This is a genomic window from Photorhabdus akhurstii, assembly GCF_019090985.1.
Taxonomy (GTDB): domain Bacteria; phylum Pseudomonadota; class Gammaproteobacteria; order Enterobacterales; family Enterobacteriaceae; genus Photorhabdus; species Photorhabdus akhurstii.
Map to the genome: position 1 here is coordinate 2,152,665 of NZ_CP020335.1, position 21,936 is coordinate 2,174,600.

The 21,936-nt window shown below is 39.7% G+C and carries 21 protein-coding genes and 1 tRNA gene; 17 read left to right on the forward strand and 5 right to left on the reverse strand.

The window, feature by feature from the left end:
- The first annotated feature begins 455 nt into the window (after positions 1–455).
- Positions 456–1,532: a hypothetical protein gene (locus B0X70_RS09395; protein ID WP_036775791.1), complete on the forward strand. Its 1,077-nt coding sequence runs from the start codon at positions 456–458 to the stop codon at positions 1,530–1,532.
- Positions 1,533–1,670: 138 nt separating this feature from the next.
- Here B0X70_RS09395 and B0X70_RS09400 read toward each other — a convergent pair.
- Together B0X70_RS09400 and B0X70_RS09405 are read right to left on the reverse strand one after the other, a co-directional pair.
- Positions 1,671–1,746 (reverse strand) — tRNA-Asn (locus B0X70_RS09400).
- Positions 1,747–1,890: 144 nt separating this feature from the next.
- A complete protein-coding gene (locus tag B0X70_RS09405) occupies positions 1,891–2,397 on the reverse strand; it encodes a YlaC family protein (RefSeq protein ID WP_036807788.1) in 507 nt (168 codons plus the stop codon).
- A gap of 483 nt (positions 2,398–2,880) precedes the next feature.
- Between B0X70_RS09405 and cspE the strand changes: the two genes are divergently transcribed.
- Both cspE and B0X70_RS09415 read left to right on the forward strand, forming a co-directional pair.
- Positions 2,881–3,093, forward strand: coding sequence for a transcription antiterminator/RNA stability regulator CspE (gene cspE, locus B0X70_RS09410; protein ID WP_010847246.1), 213 nt, complete (start codon positions 2,881–2,883; stop codon positions 3,091–3,093).
- Positions 3,094–3,544: 451 nt separating this feature from the next.
- Positions 3,545–4,243 (forward strand): MgtC family protein, encoded by a 699-nt coding sequence (locus tag B0X70_RS09415; protein WP_036807306.1) that lies wholly within the window; start codon positions 3,545–3,547, stop codon positions 4,241–4,243.
- Between the two features lie 461 nt (positions 4,244–4,704).
- Here B0X70_RS09415 and B0X70_RS09420 read toward each other — a convergent pair whose 3' ends face one another.
- Positions 4,705–4,842 carry a hypothetical protein gene (locus tag B0X70_RS09420; RefSeq protein ID WP_157297572.1) on the reverse strand — a complete coding sequence of 46 codons (138 nt, stop codon included), beginning with the start codon at positions 4,840–4,842 and terminating at the stop codon, positions 4,705–4,707.
- Positions 4,843–7,797: 2,955 nt separating this feature from the next.
- On the opposite strand from B0X70_RS09420, the gene flhD reads away from it, so the two are divergent.
- The 12 genes from flhD to cheZ all read left to right on the forward strand — a co-directional run bounded on the left by flhD (position 7,798) and on the right by cheZ (position 19,954).
- A complete protein-coding gene (gene flhD / locus B0X70_RS09425; protein WP_036775787.1) occupies positions 7,798–8,148 on the forward strand; it encodes a flagellar transcriptional regulator FlhD in 351 nt (116 codons plus the stop codon).
- Between the two features lie 3 nt (positions 8,149–8,151).
- Positions 8,152–8,733, forward strand: a complete 582-nt coding sequence (gene flhC, locus B0X70_RS09430) for a flagellar transcriptional regulator FlhC (protein ID WP_036807309.1) — start codon at positions 8,152–8,154, stop codon at positions 8,731–8,733.
- Positions 8,734–8,869: 136 nt separating this feature from the next.
- Positions 8,870–9,757, forward strand: a complete 888-nt coding sequence (motA, locus tag B0X70_RS09435) for a flagellar motor stator protein MotA (RefSeq protein WP_036807312.1) — start codon at positions 8,870–8,872, stop codon at positions 9,755–9,757.
- Entirely contained in the window at positions 9,754–10,737 is a 984-nt protein-coding gene (gene motB, locus B0X70_RS09440; protein ID WP_036775783.1) for a flagellar motor protein MotB, read from the forward strand. Before motA ends, motB begins: the two co-directional genes overlap by 4 nt.
- A 15-nt stretch (positions 10,738–10,752) precedes the next feature.
- Positions 10,753–12,780, forward strand: a complete 2,028-nt coding sequence (gene cheA / locus B0X70_RS09445) for a chemotaxis protein CheA (protein WP_036807318.1) — start codon at positions 10,753–10,755, stop codon at positions 12,778–12,780.
- Positions 12,781–12,839: 59 nt separating this feature from the next.
- Positions 12,840–13,337: a chemotaxis protein CheW gene (cheW, locus tag B0X70_RS09450; RefSeq protein ID WP_036775781.1), complete on the forward strand. Its 498-nt coding sequence runs from the start codon at positions 12,840–12,842 to the stop codon at positions 13,335–13,337.
- Between the two features lie 167 nt (positions 13,338–13,504).
- Positions 13,505–15,199, forward strand: a complete 1,695-nt coding sequence (locus B0X70_RS09455; RefSeq protein ID WP_217471371.1) for a methyl-accepting chemotaxis protein — start codon at positions 13,505–13,507, stop codon at positions 15,197–15,199.
- A gap of 53 nt (positions 15,200–15,252) precedes the next feature.
- Positions 15,253–16,887 (forward strand): methyl-accepting chemotaxis protein, encoded by a 1,635-nt coding sequence (locus B0X70_RS09460; protein ID WP_217471372.1) that lies wholly within the window; start codon positions 15,253–15,255, stop codon positions 16,885–16,887.
- A gap of 6 nt (positions 16,888–16,893) precedes the next feature.
- Positions 16,894–17,790 carry a protein-glutamate O-methyltransferase CheR gene (gene cheR / locus B0X70_RS09465; RefSeq protein WP_217471373.1) on the forward strand — a complete coding sequence of 299 codons (897 nt, stop codon included), beginning with the start codon at positions 16,894–16,896 and terminating at the stop codon, positions 17,788–17,790.
- Entirely contained in the window at positions 17,783–18,835 is a 1,053-nt protein-coding gene (locus B0X70_RS09470) for a protein-glutamate methylesterase/protein-glutamine glutaminase (RefSeq protein WP_036807330.1), read from the forward strand. The genes cheR and B0X70_RS09470 overlap by 8 nt, the downstream gene beginning before the upstream one ends.
- A gap of 69 nt (positions 18,836–18,904) precedes the next feature.
- Positions 18,905–19,294 carry a chemotaxis response regulator CheY gene (gene cheY / locus B0X70_RS09475; RefSeq protein WP_036807331.1) on the forward strand — a complete coding sequence of 130 codons (390 nt, stop codon included), beginning with the start codon at positions 18,905–18,907 and terminating at the stop codon, positions 19,292–19,294.
- Positions 19,295–19,303: 9 nt separating this feature from the next.
- Positions 19,304–19,954 carry a protein phosphatase CheZ gene (gene cheZ, locus B0X70_RS09480; protein WP_036807333.1) on the forward strand — a complete coding sequence of 217 codons (651 nt, stop codon included), beginning with the start codon at positions 19,304–19,306 and terminating at the stop codon, positions 19,952–19,954.
- Positions 19,955–19,988: 34 nt separating this feature from the next.
- Here cheZ and B0X70_RS09485 read toward each other — a convergent pair whose 3' ends face one another.
- Positions 19,989–20,150: a hypothetical protein gene (locus tag B0X70_RS09485; protein ID WP_165603293.1), complete on the reverse strand. Its 162-nt coding sequence runs from the start codon at positions 20,148–20,150 to the stop codon at positions 19,989–19,991.
- A gap of 267 nt (positions 20,151–20,417) precedes the next feature.
- On the opposite strand from B0X70_RS09485, the gene B0X70_RS09490 reads away from it, so the two are divergent.
- Positions 20,418–21,203 (forward strand): class I SAM-dependent methyltransferase, encoded by a 786-nt coding sequence (locus tag B0X70_RS09490; protein ID WP_217471374.1) that lies wholly within the window; start codon positions 20,418–20,420, stop codon positions 21,201–21,203.
- Between the two features lie 55 nt (positions 21,204–21,258).
- Positions 21,259–21,426, forward strand: a complete 168-nt coding sequence (locus B0X70_RS09495; protein ID WP_217471375.1) for a hypothetical protein — start codon at positions 21,259–21,261, stop codon at positions 21,424–21,426.
- Positions 21,427–21,560: 134 nt separating this feature from the next.
- Here the strand turns inward: B0X70_RS09495 and B0X70_RS09500 are convergent, their stop codons facing one another.
- Positions 21,561–21,923 (reverse strand): nuclear transport factor 2 family protein, encoded by a 363-nt coding sequence (locus tag B0X70_RS09500; protein ID WP_228999632.1) that lies wholly within the window; start codon positions 21,921–21,923, stop codon positions 21,561–21,563.
- Positions 21,924–21,936 lie beyond the last annotated feature (13 nt).

Genomic DNA, 21,936 nt, shown 5'->3' on the forward strand with positions numbered 1-21,936 from the left:
AATATATATCAGATAATTTTATTTTTGGGTTATTTATGGTTTTTTTATATTTAATGGTAACTTTCCTATTTTATCTGTTTTAACAGATCGCTTATTGTATTTTGATATTTATTATCGGATTTTATCGTTTATACTTATTAACTGAAAAAGTAATTTGTTATCTAAGCTCTGATTTGGCAATCATGATTTAATCCACGCCAGATCGAATATTAAAGGGTTTGCCATTGATAATGAAATTTCATTTACTTCTAGTGCACTAAAATATTATCAATTTAATAATATATTTGTATGTACATATAAATGAAATGAATAAAAACTATTTCAGAAAACATCTTAAATTAAATAGTTGGTGAGGAGGTGAAATTAGTTTTAAATATAAAATAAGCAAATAATATTCTCCCCGAAAAGAGTGGCTAATTTTCTGGTGATTTATATAAAACAGATGAGGAAAAGTCATGAAGTTTTTAATTAATACTGATGTCGCTAACTGGGTTTCACATAAAGATTGGTTTAACGTTCCATTGCGATTATATGTCGTTCTACAGGATGATGATGGTTCTGTACCATTAGATACTTACAAAAGTAAAATTGTAGTGAATGGTTTGAATGAGGGCGAATATGAAGTTGTAAGTAGCGATAACGCATTCAATCCTGTTAGTAGAGCATTTGAAATATTAGTAAAAATTAAAACAGATCAGAAGGTTAACGCTACAATTGGTTTTGAGGCTGAAGTCACGGATGCGAGTGGTGGTGTGGTAGCGAAAGCGGTTCTGAATCGATTTAAATTGAAATCAGTAGGATTGGTAGCACCTGTATATCCAGCGCATTATGATAATGTCATTAGTGGTGATGATATAAAAGCAGGAGTTAAAGTACTTTTCACTGATTCCAATATATTAGATAAACATGAATTGAAATTTGTTTTTGATAATAACAATGTTGAAGTTGTTCCTGGTGTACAAAATAGTGGTGATATTCGTAGTTTGCCTGTAAAAAATGCTCTCCTTACTGAAGGTAAGCATGATAGCCTTTATTATACTATTAGTGAAAGCGGTACTGCTAGATTTTCGGCTGTTCAACGTGTACTTGTAGAACTTGATGAAGGTTCTGAGACGGTTCAGGTCCATCGCGATTTGGAAGTACCTTACATTGAAGAGTATGATGAAAGTAGGGGCCGACCAATTGGTGAAAGTATTATTGAGTATGACATCAATATTTCGGTTAGCGATATTAAACTTAAAGACAAGCAATTGAAAAAAGGTACAGTACATATAAGAGGATATTCTGCTGACGATCGGGATGCAGGGCAGTTGGTATTAAAGATAGATTCTTTACAAAGTAGTGAAGATAATGTTTTCAAATTGGCTGTAATTAATCCTGAAAAAAATGCCGATAGTCAACCGGGTGGAATTGATTTCTTTAATTATATAGGTAATGGCCTGGTGAAAATTCATTACGAAATATCATTTGTTGGTGAAGCGAATATATTGCATAAATCTAAAGAGAAAACTTACAAGGTAGTTTTGGACTAACTGGCTTGGTGCTCACGAATGTGTGGCTGTTTACATAGAAAAAAGCCCAATTCACATTGGGCTTTTTGCATGTTAACTACTTTTTCTAGCTATTTCATGCACACTAGAGATCCTCTTTAGCATCTCTAGACTTAAATTTGGCTCCTCCAACTGGACTTGAACCAGTGACATACGGATTAACAGTCCGCCGTTCTACCGACTGAACTATGGAGGAATCGTTCTTGGGAACGGGGCGGATATTAGCGATCAATGGAAACATTGTCAACGCAAAAAAGCGTACTATTTTGTTATTTGTTTGTCATATGAGCGCATTGCTTTATAACCGTGCTATTTTGCTGAAATTGAGTACCTTTGTTCATTATCGACTACCCATGATCGGTAACGATGTTGTTATATGTGATTGTTCAGGAAATGCTATGATATAAACATCATAAAAATGAATTTCACCTTTCATTTGTATAATACGTTTGATTTCATCTTTTATTGCTAATGGAACATGGGGATGAGAACAAAGCTCTTTGATTGCGCAATCTGAGATTTTTTCGCTGACGAACCATTCGCCGTTGTAACATACCCGTAGATCAAGTACGCCGATATCATCAAACCGATACACTGGTTTGATTTCGAATAATAAAACCGCTGACATAATAATGAAGAGTACTGTAAAAGCTAGCAGTGAAAATAAACTAAAATATGGGGCGTACCAGATAAGTGCCGCGAGAAGCAGGTAGGATACAAGCATAGCCAGGCAAAGGTAAGGATGGTTACTGATAAACTGGCTGTTAAAACGAGGTTTACCATCACGTTGCTCTTCAATGTTGATTCGTTCAAGATCCTGAATCAGTATCTGCTTAATGATATTCATATATTGACCTGATAAAGCAAAGAAAAAGAGAAATGCTTTCATAACTATTTGTCTTTAAGGTTAGCATGGGGCAGGTAATCTTACGTAGATCAGTTGTCTTATTTTAATCTGCCAACTGTTATTGACTGAGATTAACGTTAATGCTTTCATTAAGATAATGGTTGAATAAATCAAAAAAATTTATAACGAGTAACTCTATTTGTTAAATTGTTGTTCTAATAATGAGCATAAATATTTTTTTTAAAAAACCAATGCATAAAAAGGTTGCTATTCCTTTTCTATCATGAGTTAATGCAGCCGGCCTGATAAACAGACCTACTTTATGTACGACATCTTGAGTTAATGAGTTATGTGTAAGTGTTATCCTCAGATAGCCTTTGTTGACGCGTTTCCTTCTTAGTGCCTCCATAAGTAATAGCTGATATAACTGGCCAATACATGCCCAATGGTGGCAAAATTTTTTTGATATATAGGAAAGTCACAATGTCTGACAAAATGAAAGGTCAAGTGAAGTGGTTCAACGAGTCTAAAGGCTTCGGTTTCATCACCCCAGCTGACGGTAGCAAAGACGTATTCGTTCACTTCTCTGCCATTCAGGGTAACGGTTTCAAAACTTTGGCAGAAGGCCAGAACGTAGAATTCACCATTGAAAATGGTGCTAAAGGTCCAGCAGCAGCAAACGTAACAGCTATCTGATTGCTTGGATGATTTTTTAAGCCTGTCGCTATTTTCTATAGCGGTGGGCTTTTTGTTGGTTAGAGTCATATCTTTCTTTACTTATTAATTACTCCTGATTATACTTCGTGCAAATTTTATTGGAGAGATAGCCATTGGACAGTCAAAGTTTTCAGTTAAATAGACAATAAAACGGCAAGCTGTTTATCCCTTCCGATTTGCTGCTTGCCAAATAAAGCGGGCAGTACCACTCAAAATATCTGAGCTGTACTTACTCAAAAATAGCGTTATCTGGTACTTAGTTAAGTAACCAAGATAGTATATTGGGTTTTTATTATGCTGTTATATATTTACGCTTTGTTACCTCCAGGTATGGACAGAAAATAGGGCTGAATTAAACATTCAGCATACATTTCTGTGTGCAAAATAAATGCACATGATTATTTATCCATTTGGTTGTATGGAGAATGTCATGTTAATAACTCCTTTTGTCTTTCATTTATTATCGGCTATGTGTTTTGGTGCATTAATTGGTGCTGAGCGCCAATGGCGCCAACGTATGGCAGGTTTAAGAACTAATGCATTAGTTGCGACCGGCGCAGCGGTTTTTATCCTTAGTTCAATAACAACTTCACCCGATAGCGCCGGTCGTATTGCTGCGCAAGTTGTTTCAGGCATTGGTTTCCTTGGTGCTGGTGTCATTATGCGCGAAGGCATGAATATTCGTGGATTAAATACCGCAGCAACCCTGTGGTGCTCGGCTGGAATTGGTGTGCTGTGTGGTCTTGGGCAATATTGGCTAGCCGCGATAGCAACTGCGATCATTCTTTGCGCAAATATATTGTTACGTGAAGCCGCTCAACGTATTAATTTACAACCCAAGCAGCAGGCCATTGATCAGGTACAGTGCTATAAAATTCACATAGTGTGTGACAGTGATGACGAAATTCTGGTGAGAACTTTGGTATTACAGGCTCTCAATGGAGTAGCTGTGAGGTTACAATCACTGAGTTTCGCTGATAGGGTTCAGCCTGGAAAATTTGAAGTGCGTGCTGAAGTGTTAGCAACACTGGCGGAGCAAAAAGAGATAGAAGCAATTGTTTGTCGTATAAGTCTGGAAAAGAGTGTTAGCTCAATAAACTGGAAAATGGCTTCTGAACCACCGATCTGAAAATCTTTTGTACAAAACAGTAATCACTAGTTTGATACAGAATCACCATTGACAAATGGTGTTTCGTCATAAGAAGCAAACAAGCGTTGCCTATGGTGTGTTTTCCCGGTTAGGCAACGTGTAATTAAGAAACCATTTAGCACTATTTTCCGAATAATTAAGGTGAATATTTCGCCTGTAATGCTTTTATTTATATGCTAGTGATTTTGGAAAGGATAAATTACAACACAAAACTGTTCAGATTTTGATTAGAACAGTGGTGACAGTATTGCATTGTAGTTTTGCCGTTCCTGGTCAAACAGTTACTATTGTTACAATTAAATCTATCGTTGACTGTAGATTTCAGATTACGTTTGGTCGTAAGCTAGGTTGATTACAACTTTGTTTTATACCAGTAATAATTTTGGATGATATTGTTGATTAATGACTTCACCAAGTAAAAGTCGTTCGATGCAGTATTTTTAGCCTTGGTCATTGTTGCTGGATGGATTGTTAACATTGCTATCCTCATGCCAGAATTTAGTCGTGGTAAACCTGATATAGGTATCATTCGCGGGTACAGAAAAATTGATGAGTTGATATTTAATTTGGTTTGCCATCAGTTGCTCGTTACTGCTCAGAATTTTCAGTGAAAATATCAATTATTTTCAAAGGTTAAGTAGAAGAAATGATCTTAGTTTGTTCTTATATAAGAGTAAAATAGATAATAATTCTGCTTGATGAAGAATGCCGTGGAAAAATAATGGAAGTAGCCAGTGGTTACCACCAGACAAGATTTTAGGGCATTAATTTAATAGTTCGATATTTATCCGATGATAAAGTAAAAACGCGGGTCATCTTTATGGTGATGAAAGAGTGATGATATTACAGGAGTTACTAACTTTCCTTGAGCCAGTAGAGATGGGAGTAGTTTCTGTTATTTCTGTATTAAGAGAGAGTGGAGTGGTAGTAAGAGTTCTTACCAAGGGTAACACGACTATTAGTGTCAGGATTTGTCGTGGTATAGGGTTAGAATTCAAAGTTATTTTAGCATTCTAACAAACAGAGCTGATGGCTACTGAAATCTTGAGAAATGAAATCAAATTGGTATTTAAACTGCGCATCGTAAAAATCTTGTGTTGTGAAAGAACGGGTATACGGTTGGTTTCTTGATGATAACATTAATGATGTTATGGTATTGAGATCAGCTGATGTAGGAGTTTTTGTTAGCTAAGGTACAGATAGTGCAAAAAAGCGATAGGTATTACCAGTCTTGGTAAGAACTTAAGGGGGTAAATGAGGGGGTAGTTAAGAGAAGAGAGCGAGTATTATCAAGTGCTTGAATATAACGGCAAGTTTGAACTTTGGTAATGTTTTTTCAATGTTGATTAGCAGAGCTTTTATTCCATTCTTTCTGGTACAAAATATTCGTTTACTAGTACAAGATCTGATGAATGATATTTCTTGGCTTTTTTATATCGGGATAAAATGGATTGAACAGTTCCTGAGGAGAACATTATAAATGAGGTATTAAAAATATTGGGTATTATATAGTGTTGGAGGAGCTAGCTTGGGGCATTTTAGGTTGTATAGATATATATATTTGTATTTATTATTTTTTTAGTTAATAATTCTGTTTGTCGAGTTTTATTTCTGCCAGATTAGTGTATTGAATTGTTACCTTCTAAAATATTTCTTGTTCATATATTGCTCGTATAAAGGATGTGTTTTGTCCAAAAAACAGGAGCATTTCCAGTGTTATTGATTACATAATTGATAATGATTCTCGATCGCTATATTCCATTTTTGTTTGATGAACTATTGGGTTTAGCGCCTTTATTCTGAGAGTATTTTCTGTGATTAGGTTAGGTTGTAATCGGTTGTTGCATTAACTGTCATGTTTGATGAATAATTATAATTACTTGGAAATTATCACTACTATTTATATGGGTAAGTAAATTTCTTATCAAAATCCTATTTGTTACATTTTTTCATGAAATATCAGGGTATTTCTGTTACCAATAACTATTAATTTCATTATCTTGGTTGGAAATGATATTGGCTTTTATTTCTATTTCTGATAATTATTTTTGCAATAAATGTCAATTAATTATTTTATCTATTCTTATCATACAATAAAATGATGTTTGTGATATACATTAATGACGTCATTAGCTAGGTTTTTATATGTGAAAATAATGTTTTTGGGATGGTGATCGTAAATGCCACATGAAATAATGAAAGATGAAAAAAATAACTTTTAATATTTCATTTGGTTTGTATTATAGGAGTATGTGAGTTCGGAAATGGTATGTGTGTTTTATTTAAATATTAATCTGTAAACTATCCATTTCTTGTATTATATAAATGGTGGTAATTTAATTTATGATGGATATTTAGTAAAGTTATATATTTTTGTAATTTGAAAATTTTATTGCTGGAATTTTATCTCCTATGGAATTTTAAAGCAGATTTTAAGGGTAATAAATCACATTCAATCCGTTTAAAATGCCTAATGTTTTTAAAATATATATATTGATAATGTGTAAATTTAATTAATTATTAATTTGAAGAACGAAGATTTAAGATAAAAAAGATAAAGTAATCAATCTAAGGATTTTGCGTATTATTATATTATGAGGTATGATTTTTGATAAATTTTTCTAATGTTTTTTGTCGCTGTTTGGGTTGTCAGGAGTCGAAATAGACCGATTTTTCTGGCTATCTCTATGCTGGATATTGATTGTTATGCAATCAATAAAATGTTGTTATAGTTGTTTTTTTATTCATTATCTTACTGTATTTTATGCTATTTTTGTATGGTTAGTGTTATCTGCATGTGGTGGTATACATTTTTAGTTAAGTCTTTTGGTTGAAAAAAGCACAAATCTAAACGAAAAGTGATCATACCAGTATCTTTTTTGCAACTAAATTTTACATAAAATTAATCTGCTTTATCGTACAAATGGAGATACCGGATCTCAGAATAAGATTATTGTTTACACTTGTTACTCAAGGATAAAACTGTCTTTTTGGGTGTTAGTTTGACTCAGGATAGGATTTTTTATCGTTATTTTAAATTTATAAGTTTAATAGATCGTATAAAATCAAAAAATATATCTAATATTTTTATTTAGATAATTTAACTTATTAAAATTGAGAATTCGGATTTTATTTAATTGTTTGAATGTTTAATGAGCAATTCATCGATTAAATGCATATTAAAAGCCCTTGTTTTTGTGAGTTATGTCACATAGTATTTAAAATTGCGCTCTCTTTCCGTTGTATAAATTGATGATTCAGGAGTAAAGTTGTTCCGTATTAAGAATATTCTTAATCGCCAATGAAAAATGTTATATCAGGTAACGCAATAATACTTTTGTAGCTCACTACCGTAATATTTTTGAAGTTGGATGAATCAAAAGTAATACAAAGGATGGTTACTACTCTGACTAAGCCAGTATATTTTAGTTATGTAAGAGATTATTAATCCCTAAGCTATTTTAGGAATTTTGTCACGAGTGGTTTTTCGAACACTTAACTGATTTTTTAATGTAATCGGACGGGATAGAGAAATGAGTACGGTTGAATTGCTCAAACATATTTATGACATAAATTTATCGTATTTGCTTTTAGCTCAGCGATTAATTAACCATGAAAAAGCATCAGCGATGTTCCGTTTAGGTATTAGCGATTCTATGGCTGATACGTTGTCTGAATTGACATTACCTCAGTTGGTCAAGCTCGCTGAGACTAATCAATTAGTCTGTAATTTCCGGTTCGAAGACAGTGAAACTATTCAGCAGCTTACTAGGGAATCTCGTGTGGATGATTTACAACAAATACATACAGGCATTTTGTTATCTACTCATTTGTTTCAGAAGTTATCTTCGAAAGACGATACGTCAGTGAAAAAAAGAGCATAAGAGATGGCCGAGAAAAGTATAGTTCAAGAAGCTAAGGATATACAGTTGGCGATGGAACTCATCACTTTGGGGGCACGGTTACAGATGCTTGAAAGTGAAACACAATTGAGCAGAGGGCGATTAATTAAGCTTTATAAAGAATTGAGGGGGAGTCCCCCGCCCAAAGGGATGCTGCCTTTTTCAACAGATTGGTTTATGACGTGGGAACAGAATATTCATTCATCGATGTTCTATAATGCCTACCGTTTTTTACTCAAGAGTGGTTATTGTGAAGGTGTAGAAGCTGTTGTTAAAGCGTATCGACTCTATCTTGAACAATGTCCTCCTGTTGAAGGAGACGCCCCGGTTTTGGCGTTGACTCGTGCCTGGACTCTGGTACGTTTTGTCGACAGTGGCATGTTGCAACCTTCACAGTGCCGTACCTGTGGTGGAACTTTTATTACTCATGCTCATCAACCTGTGAATAGCTTTGTTTGCAGCCTTTGCCAACCGCCATCACGTGCAGTAAAAAAACGTAAACTTTCCTCTCAGTCTGCCGATACTAATTCACAACTGCTGGATGGACTTGCTCAGCACGCAGTGTGAATTTAAATGGGAAAATTATTCCTACAGGTTACAGATTAGTACATTTTCTCCTGTAACCTGTATTGAAACCGCAACCATTCTGGATTCAGACTGTTCAACTTCCCATCCGCTCACCAACCTAGCTAAAGGATATCGCGTGTTAGTATTTTTAGGATATATCGTAGTTTTTGGTGCGGTAATCGGTGGTTACCTGATTGTAGGTGGTCATTTAGGCGCACTTTATCAACCCGCTGAATTTTTAATTATCACTGGTGCTGGTATCGGTGCTTTTATTGTGGGTAACAACGGAAAAGCGATTAAGGCAACATTGCGGGTTTTGCCAAAGGTAATGCGTAGATCTAAATATAACAAAGTGATGTATATGGATCTGATGGCGCTGCTTTTCCGGTTGCTAGCAAAATCCCGTATGCATGGTGTCTTAGCATTAGAGCGAGATATCGAACATCCTCAGCAAAGTGATATTTTCACCCAGTATCCGCGTTTGCTTAAGGATAAGCATTTGATGGATTTTATCACTGACTACATGCGGTTGATTGTGAGTGGCAATATGAATCCTCATGAAATTGAAGCTTTGATGGATGAAGAAATTGAAACTTATGAACAGGAAAGTGAGATCCCGGCAACCAGTTTGACGATGGTTGGAGATTCTCTTCCTGCTTTTGGTATTGTCGCTGCTGTTATGGGGGTTGTTAATGCTTTGGGTTCGGCAGATCGCCCGGCAGGAGAGCTTGGTGTGCTGATTGCTCATGCAATGGTTGGGACATTCCTTGGTATTTTGCTGGCATATGGTTTTATCTCTCCGCTGGCGACATTGTTGCGTCAACGCAGCGGTGAACACATTAAAATGATGCAATGTATTAAAGTGACATTGTTATCCAGTCTGAATGGTTATGCGCCGCAAATTGCTGTTGAATTTGGCCGTAAAACACTGTACCTCACAGATCGTCCTTCTTTCACTGAGTTGGAAGAACATGTTCGCCGGGTAAAAGCACCAGTCCAGCAAGAAACTGAAGAACAAGCATGAAGGCGCGTAACGTCTCTGTCATTAGAGTAAAAAGACGTAAAAGAAATGGCATCAAACATCATGGTGGTTCATGGAAGATTGCTTATGCTGACTTTATGACCGCCATGATGGCATTTTTTCTGGTTATGTGGCTGCTGGCAATTTCCAGCCCGCAAGAACTGACCCGAATTGCAGAATATTTCCGTACTCCGTTACAAGTTGCAATCAATAAAGGGGAGCGTAGCAGTGATAGCTCCAATCCTATTCCGGGAGGGGGGGAAGATGTGCTTCATCAGGAAGGCGATATTCTGCGTCAGGTTGAAGTCGTTGAAGCTAATGATGAGGCTCGCAAATTAAATAGGCTGCGTGAGCAACTTGATCAATTGATCATTACTGATCCTCGCCTTAAAGCATTACGTCCACATCTGTTGATTGACATGATGGATGAGGGGTTGCGTATCCAGATTATTGACCGGGAAAACCGGCCAATGTTTATGGTTGGTAGTGCAAAAGTTGAAAGTTACATGAGTGACATTTTACGGGCTATTGCACCAATTCTGAACGATATTCCCAATAAAATCAGCCTATCCGGTCATACCGATGACTTGAAATATGCCAATGGAGAACGTGGTTACAGTAACTGGGAACTTTCCGCAGATCGGGCGAATGCGTCAAGGAGAGAGCTGTTGGTAGGTGGGCTGGATGAAGGAAAGATATTGCGGGTGGTTGGCATGGCTTCAACAGTTCGCCTGAAACAAGAAGATGCCAGCGCGCCGGTTAACCGTCGCATCAGTATTTTAGTGCTCAATAAACAAGCGGAAGAGCGGATTGAACAGCAAAACACCGGCAGCGATTCCTTGATTATTAATGATAGTCAGGAAATTCACGAGGTGATTGGAAAGGATTCGGCTGAAAGCAGGCCAACACAACAGTCCAATGAAATCACAGTATCAGTTCAGCCAGCATCACCAAATGCTGAACCTAATCGTGATACCGATTAAGGTGACAAAGTAACAATGGATATTACCGCGTTTTATCAGACCTTTTTTGATGAAGCAGACGAATTGCTGGAGGATATGGAGCAGCATCTATTGCAGCTCGATCCTGATGAACCAGATCAGGAGCAATTGAATGCTATTTTTCGTAGTGCTCACTCAATAAAAGGTGGCGCTGCGACTTTTGGTTTTATCAAGCTACAGCAAACCACGCATGTTTTGGAAAATTTGCTGGACAGCGCCAGACGAGATGAAATGAGTCTGACGACTGATATTATCAACCTGTTTTTAGAAGCGAAAGATATTATGCAGCAACAGTTGGATGCCTATAAAAGTTCTCAGGAGCCGGATGAAAGTGCGTTTACCTACATCTGTGAGACTTTGCGCCAGCTTGCATTGGAAGTACAGGAAGAGAATGAAAGCGGGGCTGAGTCTATCATAGATGCGGTGACGCCAGAGGTGCCTGAATCTGAGCCGGAATTAAAATCGGAGCCTGCTGCGACTGAAAACCAGCAAGGTAGAGTTCGGGTTCACCTTTCTGGTCTGAAAGAGCGTGAAGTTTCTTTGATGCTTGATGAGCTGAGTAATCTGGGGGAGGTTTATGATGCAGAACAGACTAGGGATAGTGTTGAAGCATCATTGGTAACATCAGCCACAGAGGACGATATCACCGCAGTACTCTGTTTTGTTATTGAACCGGAACAGATCACTTTTTTGCCGGTAGCTGAACCTAAAGACAAAGTTAAAAATCAGGATACAGCTAAAGTCGTTAAAACAACTACGTCGGAAAAAGGTTCAGCACCGCCTGTCGGGCGTCCTGCGCCGACACCACCGGCTGGATCGCCACGTCAACGGGCAGAATCTTCCAGTATTCGGGTTGCGGTTGAAAAGGTTGATCAACTGATAAACCTGGTTGGTGAACTGGTCATTACCCAATCTATGTTGGCTCAGCACTGTAACGCTCTTGAACCGACTTCACATGGTGATTTGCTAAATTGCATGGTTCAGTTACAGAGAAACTCCAGAGACTTGCAAGAATCTGTGATGTCTATCCGCATGATGCCAATGGAATATGTGTTCAGTCGTTACCCGCGTTTAGTCAGGGATCTGGCTAGTAAGCTGAATAAAAAAGTGGATCTCACTTTGGTTGGCAGTTCCACTGAGTTGGATAAGAGTTTAATCGAACGGATTATTGATCCGCTGACTCATTTAGTCCGTAACAGTCTGGATCATGGTATTGAAGAACCAGAAGCTCGGCTTGCTGTGGGTAAACCTGAAACAGGCAACTTGACACTTTCTGCTGAACATCAGGGAGGAAATATCTGTATTGAAGTCGTGGATGACGGCGCCGGGCTAAATCGCGAAAAGATTCTGGCTAAAGCGATATCACAAGGGCTATCAGTTAGTGAAAACATGAGTAACGAGGAAGTTGCCATGTTGATTTTCGCGCCTGGTTTTTCCACGGCTGAGGTTGTGACAGATGTATCTGGCCGCGGTGTAGGAATGGACGTGGTTAAGCGAAATATTCAGGAAATGGGTGGTCAAATCCAGATTAACTTCCAGGCCGGTAAAGGGACAGTGACGCGGATTTTGTTGCCTCTGACACTGGCAATCCTTGACGGTATGTCAGTGAAAGTGAATGACGAAGTGTTTATTTTGCCATTGAGCGCGGTAGTCAGTTCTCTTCAACCGCAGGAAGAAGATATTTATCCACTGGCTGGTGATGAAAAATTACTGCATGTCAGAGGAGAATATTTGCCACTGATTAAGTTATACCGTGTTTTTGATATTCCTGAGGCAAAAACAGATCCGACTCAAGGGATTGTTGTGATTGTACAAAGTGCCGGCCGTCGTTATGCCTTACTGGTTGATCAATTAGTTGGTCAGCATCAGGTGGTTGTGAAAAATATCGAAAGTAACTATCGCAAAGTGCCCGGGATCTCTGCTGCCACAATTATGGGAGATGGCAGTGTGGCGTTGATTATTGATGTTTCTGCCTTGCAGCAACTCAATCATGACCAATTGGCGCTCAGCAAAGCTAAAAAATAAGCACTGAATGGGGAGCATCCCCAAAGAAAATCGTCAATCTCACAGTAAAAGGTAAGATCATGTCGTCCATAGAAGCATTTAATAAATTGTCGGGAGAAACTGCCGGGGAAGGCTATCTGGTTTTTACCCTAGGTGACGAAGAGTATGGTATCGAAATACTGAAAGTACAGGAGATTCGGGGCTATGATCAGGTTACTCGTATTGCGAATACTCCGGCTTTCATTAAAGGAATAACCAATCTACGTGGCGTTATTGTGCCTATTATTGACCTGAGAATTAAATTTGCTCAGGAAACAGTTACCTATAATGACAATACCGTTGTTATTGTTTTGAATCTGTTAAACCGGGTGGTTGGTATTGTAGTTGATGGTGTTTCGGATGTTTTATCGCTCAAAGCTGAGCAAATCTGTCCGGCGCCTGAATTTGCAGTAACATTATCTACCGAATATCTAACAGGATTGGGGTCACTTGATGATCGCATGCTGATTTTAGTGGATATCGAGAAACTGCTTAATAGTGAAGAGATGGCGTTGGTAGATTCAGTAGCAAAAAACTAATCATAAAATGTGACTGCCATCGTCGACAGATGGCAGTTACTTTCTATCTATATTCCTGTTAAGTCCAGATTAGAAAAAATATTCAAATTTCTTTTATTCAACCAGTAAAGTTTCCTTTGGTGATGCCGATAACAGAGCCATGCTGATCTATTGTAAAAAGGGAAAACATGTTTAACCGAATGAAAATAGTGACCGGGCTGATGGCGGTCATCATATTATTTGGTGCTCTGCAATTTATATCCGGAGGGCTTTTCTTCCATGAGTTGAAAAGTAACAAAGAAAATCTAGAAATACTGGATAAAATGCGTGAACAGCAGACATTTTTAAGTGACACTTGGGTTAATTTGTTGCAGGCCCGTAACAGTTTGAACCGTGCTGGCATTCGCTACATGATGAAAAAAGATGAGGGTGTCGATAATTACTACACGTTAGAACAGTTACTGACTGATGCCAGAAGTAACTTGTCTATAGCGGAACAGCGTTTTGAGCAATACGAACAGACCGCTAAATTGCCTATTCATGAATCAGAAAGCCTTAATCGCCTTAAAAAATCCTACGATGTTTATATTTCAGCATTACATGAACTCATTGTTCTGATTGAACATGATCGGGCGGTAGAATTTTTCAACCAGCCAACGGGTAAATATCAGAGTGCTTTTGAGGAAGAATATAACTTCTATTTGACCCAAAACGATCATCTCTATTCTGATGTTGTCTTTGATGCCAATATCTCCTACAGAAATGCGATGATTATGTTGGGTATTATCATGCTGATTCTGGTTTCAGCCATGATTTTCAGTTGGGTTAGCATCAAGCATAGTTTGATCAATCCGCTAAATAAATTACTGGAGAACATCAAGGCGCTTTCTACCGGTGATTTGACCCAAAATATTACTGTTTCAGGCAGAAATGAGATGAGTACGTTAGCCATTGGTCTGAAACATATGCAAAAAGAATTTATCACTACTGTTACTAGTGTTCGTCAGAGCAGCGAAAGTATTTATAACGGAACCAGTGAAATTGCCGCTGGAAATAATGATCTCTCCTCGCGTACTGAGGAACAGGTTGCTTCTTTGGAAGAAACCGCCGCTAGTATGGAGCAATTGACCGCAACTGTGCGTCAAAACGCAGAAAATGCTCGTCAGGCAAGTAACCTGGCTGATAGTGCTTCAGAAGTTGCCCGCCAGGGTGGGAAAGTGGTGGCGAATGTTGTACAGACAATGCGTGAAATTGCCGGCAGCTCTCAGAAGATTTCCGATATTACCAGTGTTATTGATGCTATTGCGTTCCAGACTAACATCTTGGCGTTGAATGCCGCCGTGGAAGCCGCACGTGCCGGTGAACATGGCCGAGGTTTTGCTGTTGTGGCAGGAGAGGTGCGAAATCTCGCACAGCGTAGTGCTGAGGCGGCAAAAGAGATCAAAGCATTAATAGAAGATTCAGTAAGCCGCGCGGATACAGGTTCAGTTCTGGTTGAGAGCGCCGGTGAAACAATGAATAACATTGTCAGTTCAGTAACCCGCGTCACTGACATTATGGGTGAAATTGCATCTGCATCCGATGAACAAAGCAGAGGAATAACTCAGGTTGGTCTGGCTATCTCCGAAATGGATCGTGTCACACAGCAAAATGCGGCTTTAGTTGAGCAATCCGCTGCGGCTGCGACTGCGCTGGAAGATCAAGCGGCTGGATTGAAGAAACTGGTTTCTCTATTCCAATTACCGAATCTTGACGAGAAGCCTCAGTCTGAAACAAAAGCTGAGCATTTGCCTGTGGCTAAGACTCCTCCTGCTAAATCGAATCCACCGGTGTTGAAGAAAGTCAACAATGTGGAAGAGCAAGCTAATTGGGAAACATTTTAAAACACTAAGCGATAACCACGGCTGCATATGCAGCCGTTAACAGAGGTGATTACATGTTAGGCAGGCTTCGTATATCAACCAGTTTATATCTGTTACTGATGATGTTTTGTGTAATGCAGATAATCTCAAGTGGTTTATCACTTGGAATCATTCACGCAGATCAATCCTATATTGAACGAATTGATCTGGGAACACAGAAGAGGGATACCTTAGGATTGAGCTGGGCAGCTTTGCTACAATCGCGTAATACACTTAATCGAATCGCTGTAGGGAAAACGCTGCAACAATCTGAAGCTCATGTTGAGAGTATGGTCGTTAATGTTAAGGAGACCTTGGATAGGGCTGAGATGCATTTTGCCGAGTTTATTGCGCTGCCTAAATTAAATGAAGAAGACGGCAGTAGTGTATTACTGGCCTCGGTAGAAACCAGTTATAAGGAATATATCAGAGCGCTTAGAGAACTCTCGGCGTTTTTAGAAAGTGGTAATTATGATGCTTTCTTAAACCAGCCGACAGAAAAGTATCAGCAGCAACTTGAGTCTGATTTCAATCATTATATGCAGTATATCGGCGAGGAGATTACAACCGCCGTTCAAGATGGACGTCTTTATTACCGAATTTCAGTTGCCATGTTTGCAGGTGCGATCTTAATGGTACTGGTTGTTGCTTGGGCGGCTCATTGGTGGTTAAAAAAGAATCTTCTCAGACCTTTTGCCAATATGCGTAGTCACTTTCAGAATGTTGCGGAAGGGAAACTCAATAAAGAAGTTTCTGTTTTCACTCAAGATGAAATTGGTGAAGTGTTCCTAAAATTACGCGAAATGCAACGTTCACTGGTTAATTCCATTACTTTGGTAAAAGAGAATACTAACTTAATGTATAGCGGTATTCAGGAAATTACTCAGGGTAATACTGATCTCTCTTCCCGTACTGAGGAGCAGGCTGCATCACTGGAAGAAACCGCCGCCAGTATGGAACAACTGACAGCAACTGTACGTCAGAATGCGGAAAATGCTCGCCAGGCCAGTGAATTGGCGGTATCTGCATCGAAAACAGCCTCTAAAGGCGGCGAACTGACCGTTGATGTTGTGGAAACAATGGATGCAATTGCCAATAGCTCACAGAAAATCAGCGCTATTATCAGCGTTATTGATGGCATTGCATTTCAGACCAACATTCTGGCGCTGAATGCAGCGGTAGAAGCCGCACGGGCAGGGGAACAAGGTCGAGGTTTCTCTGTTGTTGCTGGTGAAGTGAGGGATCTTGCTCAACGAAGTGCCGAAGCAGCGAAAGAGATTAAAACATTAATTAGTGAATCCGTTCAACGGGTAAGCCAAGGCTCCGAATTAGTTAGCCATGCAGGAAAAACCATGAATGAATTGGTCGTTTCTGTAAACCAGGTCACGGATCTGATGGCTGAAATTGCTGCGGCATCGGATGAACAAAGTCGGGGTATTCATCAGGTAGCACAAGCTGTTACCCAGATGGATCAGGTTACTCAGCAGAATGCTGCATTGGTTGAACAGTCAGCCGCGGCAGCGGCGGCACTTGAAGATCAGGCAGATATTTTGGTGCAAATAGTGGCACAGTTTGAGTTACCAGATAATTCAGAAAATAGGCTTGAAAATGAACTTTCACTGACGCTGAGGTCTGCGGATAGCGAAGGGGCAGTCAGTCAGACTCGTTGAGGCCAGATGAAATCAAATTTAATTGCTTCAGCGACAAGTAATTTGCCACCTTCGCCACTGAATCACATGATTCAGCGTTATACCATGTCAGATGCGCATTTTGAGCGCATCTGCCAGCTTATATATCAACGTGCGGGTATTGTGCTGGCCGCACATAAACGGGAGATGGTTTACAACCGTTTAATTCGGCGTTTGCGTACCCTTGGAATACGTGATTTTGGGCAATACTTGTTCATTCTTGAAAACGACATCAATAGTGAGAGTGAGGAGTGGCAAGAATTTATCAATGCGTTGACAACTAACCTGACGGCTTTTTTCAGGGAAGCTCATCATTTTCCTCTGTTAGCTAAACATGCAAGTAAGAAGAGTGGATCGTACCGGGTATGGAGTGCGGCGGCATCGACAGGAGAAGAACCCTATTCGATAGCAATGACGTTAAGCGATGTGTTGGGAGAGCGTTTTCAGCGGGTAAAGATTATTGCCAGTGATATTGATACCCATGTACTGGAAAAAGCCCGCAAAGGGGTTTATCGATTGGATGAATTGCGTCAACTGACTGATCAACAGAGAAAGCGTTACTTTTTTAAAGGCGTTGGATCTTATGAAGGTTATGCTCGTGTCCGGCCCCAACTTGCTGACATGGTGACATTCCAGCGTCTAAACCTGTTAGATCCCCATTGGCCGTTTGAAGAGAAGTTTGATGCCATCTTTTGCCGTAATGTTATGATTTATTTTGATAAAAAGACGCAGGAACGGATACTGCGTCATTTTGTTGCTTTGTTAAAACCTGATGGATTGCTCTTTGCAGGGCATTCTGAAAATGTCACTCAAATAAGCCGGGAATTCTACTTGCAAGGACAGACCGTTTACGGTGTAGGCCGGGCAAGGAGAGGTCATGAATAAAATAACTGTTCTTTGTGTCGATGATTCAGCGCTTATGCGTCAAATCATGCGAGAGATCATCAATAGTCACCCGGATATGGAGGTAGTGGCTTGTGCGCCAGATCCACTGGTAGCACGTGATCTCATTAAAAAGCATAATCCACAAGTACTCACGCTGGATGTTGAAATGCCGCGCATGGATGGTATTGATTTTCTGGAAAAATTAATGCGCTTACGGCCAATGCCTGTGGTTATGATCTCTTCTCTGACAGCCAAAGGTTCTGAAATCACATTAAGGGCATTGGAACTTGGTGCTGTTGATTTTGTAACCAAACCTCAATTGGGTATTCGTGAAGGCATGTTGGCTTACAGTGAGCTTATTGCGGAGAAAATACGGACAGCAGCACAGGCTAAATTATCTGTGCCAATAGCTACACCGATAAATTCTGTGCCTTTAAGTTTTAAGCCTCTGTTATCCAGTGAAAAACTGATAGCAGTCGGTGCTTCTACTGGCGGAACAGAAGCAATAAAGAATTTGTTGCAACCGTTACCTGTCACCAGCCCGGCACTGCTTATTACTCAACATATGCCGCCTGGTTTTACTCGTTCCTTTGCTGAACGGTTGAATAAACTTAGCCAAATTACCGTAAAAGAGGCTGAAAATGGTGAACGGATTTTGCCGGGGCACGCTTACATTGCTCCGGGTGATCGCCATATGGAACTGTGCCGTAATGGTGCTGATTACCAGATTCTAATCACCGATGCACCGGCTGTTAATCGTCATCGTCCGTCTGTAGATGTGTTATTTCGATCAGTGGCTAAATTTGCCGGGAGAAATGCTGTCGGTGTGTTGCTGACCGGCATGGGCAGTGATGGCGCGGCAGGTTTACTGGAGATGAAACAAGCAGGAGCGTACACATTGGCGCAGGATGAGGCAAGTTGTGTGGTATTTGGTATGCCGAGAGCGGCAATACAGATGGGGGCGGTGGATGAGGTGATGGACATACACAAAATAAGTAAGAAAATGCTGGCAAAAATAAGCTTAGGGCAGGCTGTCCGTATTTAACGGTTGTCGGATAAATTTAATTTTTTTAGCGGCTCTGTGCTGACTGGTAAATAATTTCAAGGAGTTTTTATGGCGAATAAGGATCTGAAATTTCTGGTGGTTGATGATTTTTCAACCATGCGTCGCATTGTTCGTAACCTTTTAAAAGAGTTGGGCTTTAATAATGTAGAAGAGGCTCAAGATGGGGCAGAAGCCCTGGCTAAAATTCGTTCATCTCACTTTGACTTTATTATTTCCGATTGGAATATGCCCAATATGGATGGTTTAGAGTTGCTAAAAGTCATTCGTGAAGATGCCCAATTGGCTAAGATACCGGTTTTGATGGTGACAGCAGAAGCGAAGAAAGAAAACATCATTGCCGCCGCACAAGCTGGGGCCAGTGGTTATGTTGTTAAACCTTTTACCGCAGCTACTCTGGAAGAAAAGCTCAACAAAATATTTGAAAAACTGGGCCTCTAAGGAGAGATAATGAGAGTAAATCCAGTCATGCCAAGGGATGAGACCATTAGCGCCAGTGAAATTATCAGCCGTATCGGCCAGCTTACGCGCATGTTGCGTGATAGTTTACGTGAGTTGGGATTGGATAAAACTATTGCTCAGGCGGCTGAGGCAATACCTGATGCGAGAGAACGTTTGGACTATGTTGTACAGATGACAGCGCAGGCGGCGGAAAGGGCGCTTAATTGCGTTGAAGCGGCGCAACCTCGTCAGAATGAATTAGAGTCATCGGCAATATCACTGAAAAAACGTTGGGATGAGTGGTTTGAAAACCCAGTTGAGATGCCTGTGGCACGTTCATTGGTTATGGATACCCGGAATTACCTCAATACGGTACCTGAACATACCGCATTCACTAACGCTCAACTGCTAGAGATCATGATGGCGCAAGATTTTCAGGATCTTACCGGTCAGGTTATTAAGCGGATGATGGATGTTATTCAGGAAATAGAAAAACAGTTAGTGATGGTATTAATGGAAAACATGCCGGCTGATCAAGTGATAAAAACCAAGAAAGAGACAGACAGTTTGCTAAATGGTCCGCAGGTGAATCAAAATGGCGTGGGTGTTATCGCTAATCAGGCTCAAGTTGATGATCTACTGGATAGCTTAGGTTTCTGAATAAACGTGGCAGGGGTAAACCTGCCACTCAGGATTAAAGATTTTCTGGAAATTGTTGACCACGATATAAAGAGGTCAAATGACTTTCATCGTCAGACGGTGGGTTATGTGTCCAACGATATTTGCTGCCAAAAGTGCGCAGATGTACCCGCAATTTTGCTCCCCCTTTCAGGCCACGGGAGTTTTCGCTCGCCATCCGATGGGTAATCCTTGCAGCTAATGGGATCATAAATAATAACGTATTATCGATTAGATTGAGCGGGGGCAAATTTTTGTTTGATGATAAGAATAGCTTCACCTCTATTCATAACATTGACAGCTTACAATATTTCTTAATCTATATGGTGGAAGTTCCCGATTGTACAAGTATTGGAGTAACCTCTCATTTTTCTCACAAGCGTTACACTTAATTTAATCAATTGCCAGAAAATCCATCACCAATAGAGAAGGAGCAGAGGATAATATGACACAGCATAAAGAAAAATTTGATGGTTTGGCTAAAGGTTATGATCGCTACCGCCCTCGTTACCCGCAGGTACTTTTCCGTGAAATTTGCCATTGGCTGCCTAAAGACAGGGCATTGTCTGTTGTCGATATTGGTGCCGGAACTGGCATTGCTCTCGAAGGGCTGGCAAATCTGCTTGGTCAGCAACACCACTACACTGCCATTGATATTTCGCAGGATATGATCGACACCGGTAAACAGAAACTGCCGTGGGTCAATTGGTTACATGGCAGTGCTGAACAGCATCTCGCCAATGTGGGTAATCCTGACTTAATCATGGCAGCACAATCTTTTCAATGGATGGATCGGGCAACGGTGTTAAATCTTGTCAGAAACAGTTTGGCAGAGAATGGCATCATAGCGATCCTGCAAAATAACCGAGATTACCGGCATAGTGAATTTTTGAATGAGTATGAAAATCTTCTGGAAGAATTAGGCCCTAACTATAGCCGTCATTATCGGAATTTTGATTATGCGCAGGAATTGAATACTGCATTCCTGCATGAAAATGCCCTCCATATTACACTCAATACCCGCTGGAGTATGCCTATTCCCGGCGAAGCATTTATCGGGATGAGTCGTTCATCGACTCAAGTGCAACGTGCTTTAGCTGCCCACGGTGAGTTATTTATCGGAAGATTAAAAATGCTGGTGGATAAATATCAATTTGAGGGAAAATTGGAAATTTTATATGAAAGCCAACTGTTTATGGTTGTTAAGCGGGTTAATTCTGGAAATGAATAATGTCAGAAATAGCGATCAGCTTCTCTATACCAACTGAGGAAGATATCAAGGAAATATGGCACTCTTGCAAGACGTTTATCTGCCATTTGTGGCTGATTTTATGTCGGCAGCGCTGAATGAAACGCCTGTCAGTATTATGGAGAAGTTAATTTATTGGCAAATTGCTAAATATGATAATCAGGTTGTTGCCATCCATGTCATTACATGTAGCAACTATTACTAAAGGTGAAACAGCTTATAGCCGCCGTTTCACCTTCTCCTTGGAAGCCAGATTAATAAAATAAAAGCGTAGCGATAATATCTAAACCAAATACAACATCCAGAGAGCGCCAAGTTTTTATTACAGCGATATCCTACTTAATGAGGTACTTCAAATTTAAAGTAATCGCTGAGGAGAGTTATTTTATCGTCCATAATTTCGATTAATGTCACGCCCATATTGCTATAAATATCACTATTTTTACGACGCCCTTCATTTTCCCAAATAACGCAAGCTTGGTTATTACTAGCAATGAAACCAGTTTGCGTAAAATGTAAATATTCAAAATTTGAGAACAGTTTCTTGAGAAAAATAAGCGACATCTTTTTACCTACCATTGGAGGAATACCCGGATAATAAAGTGAAATATCTTCGGAAAAAATATTATCCAGTCGTTTAAGGTCATACTGATTCATTGAGATAAGAAGTTCTGCGGTTAATTCATTTATTCGGTTCATCATGTTTTGTCCTCTG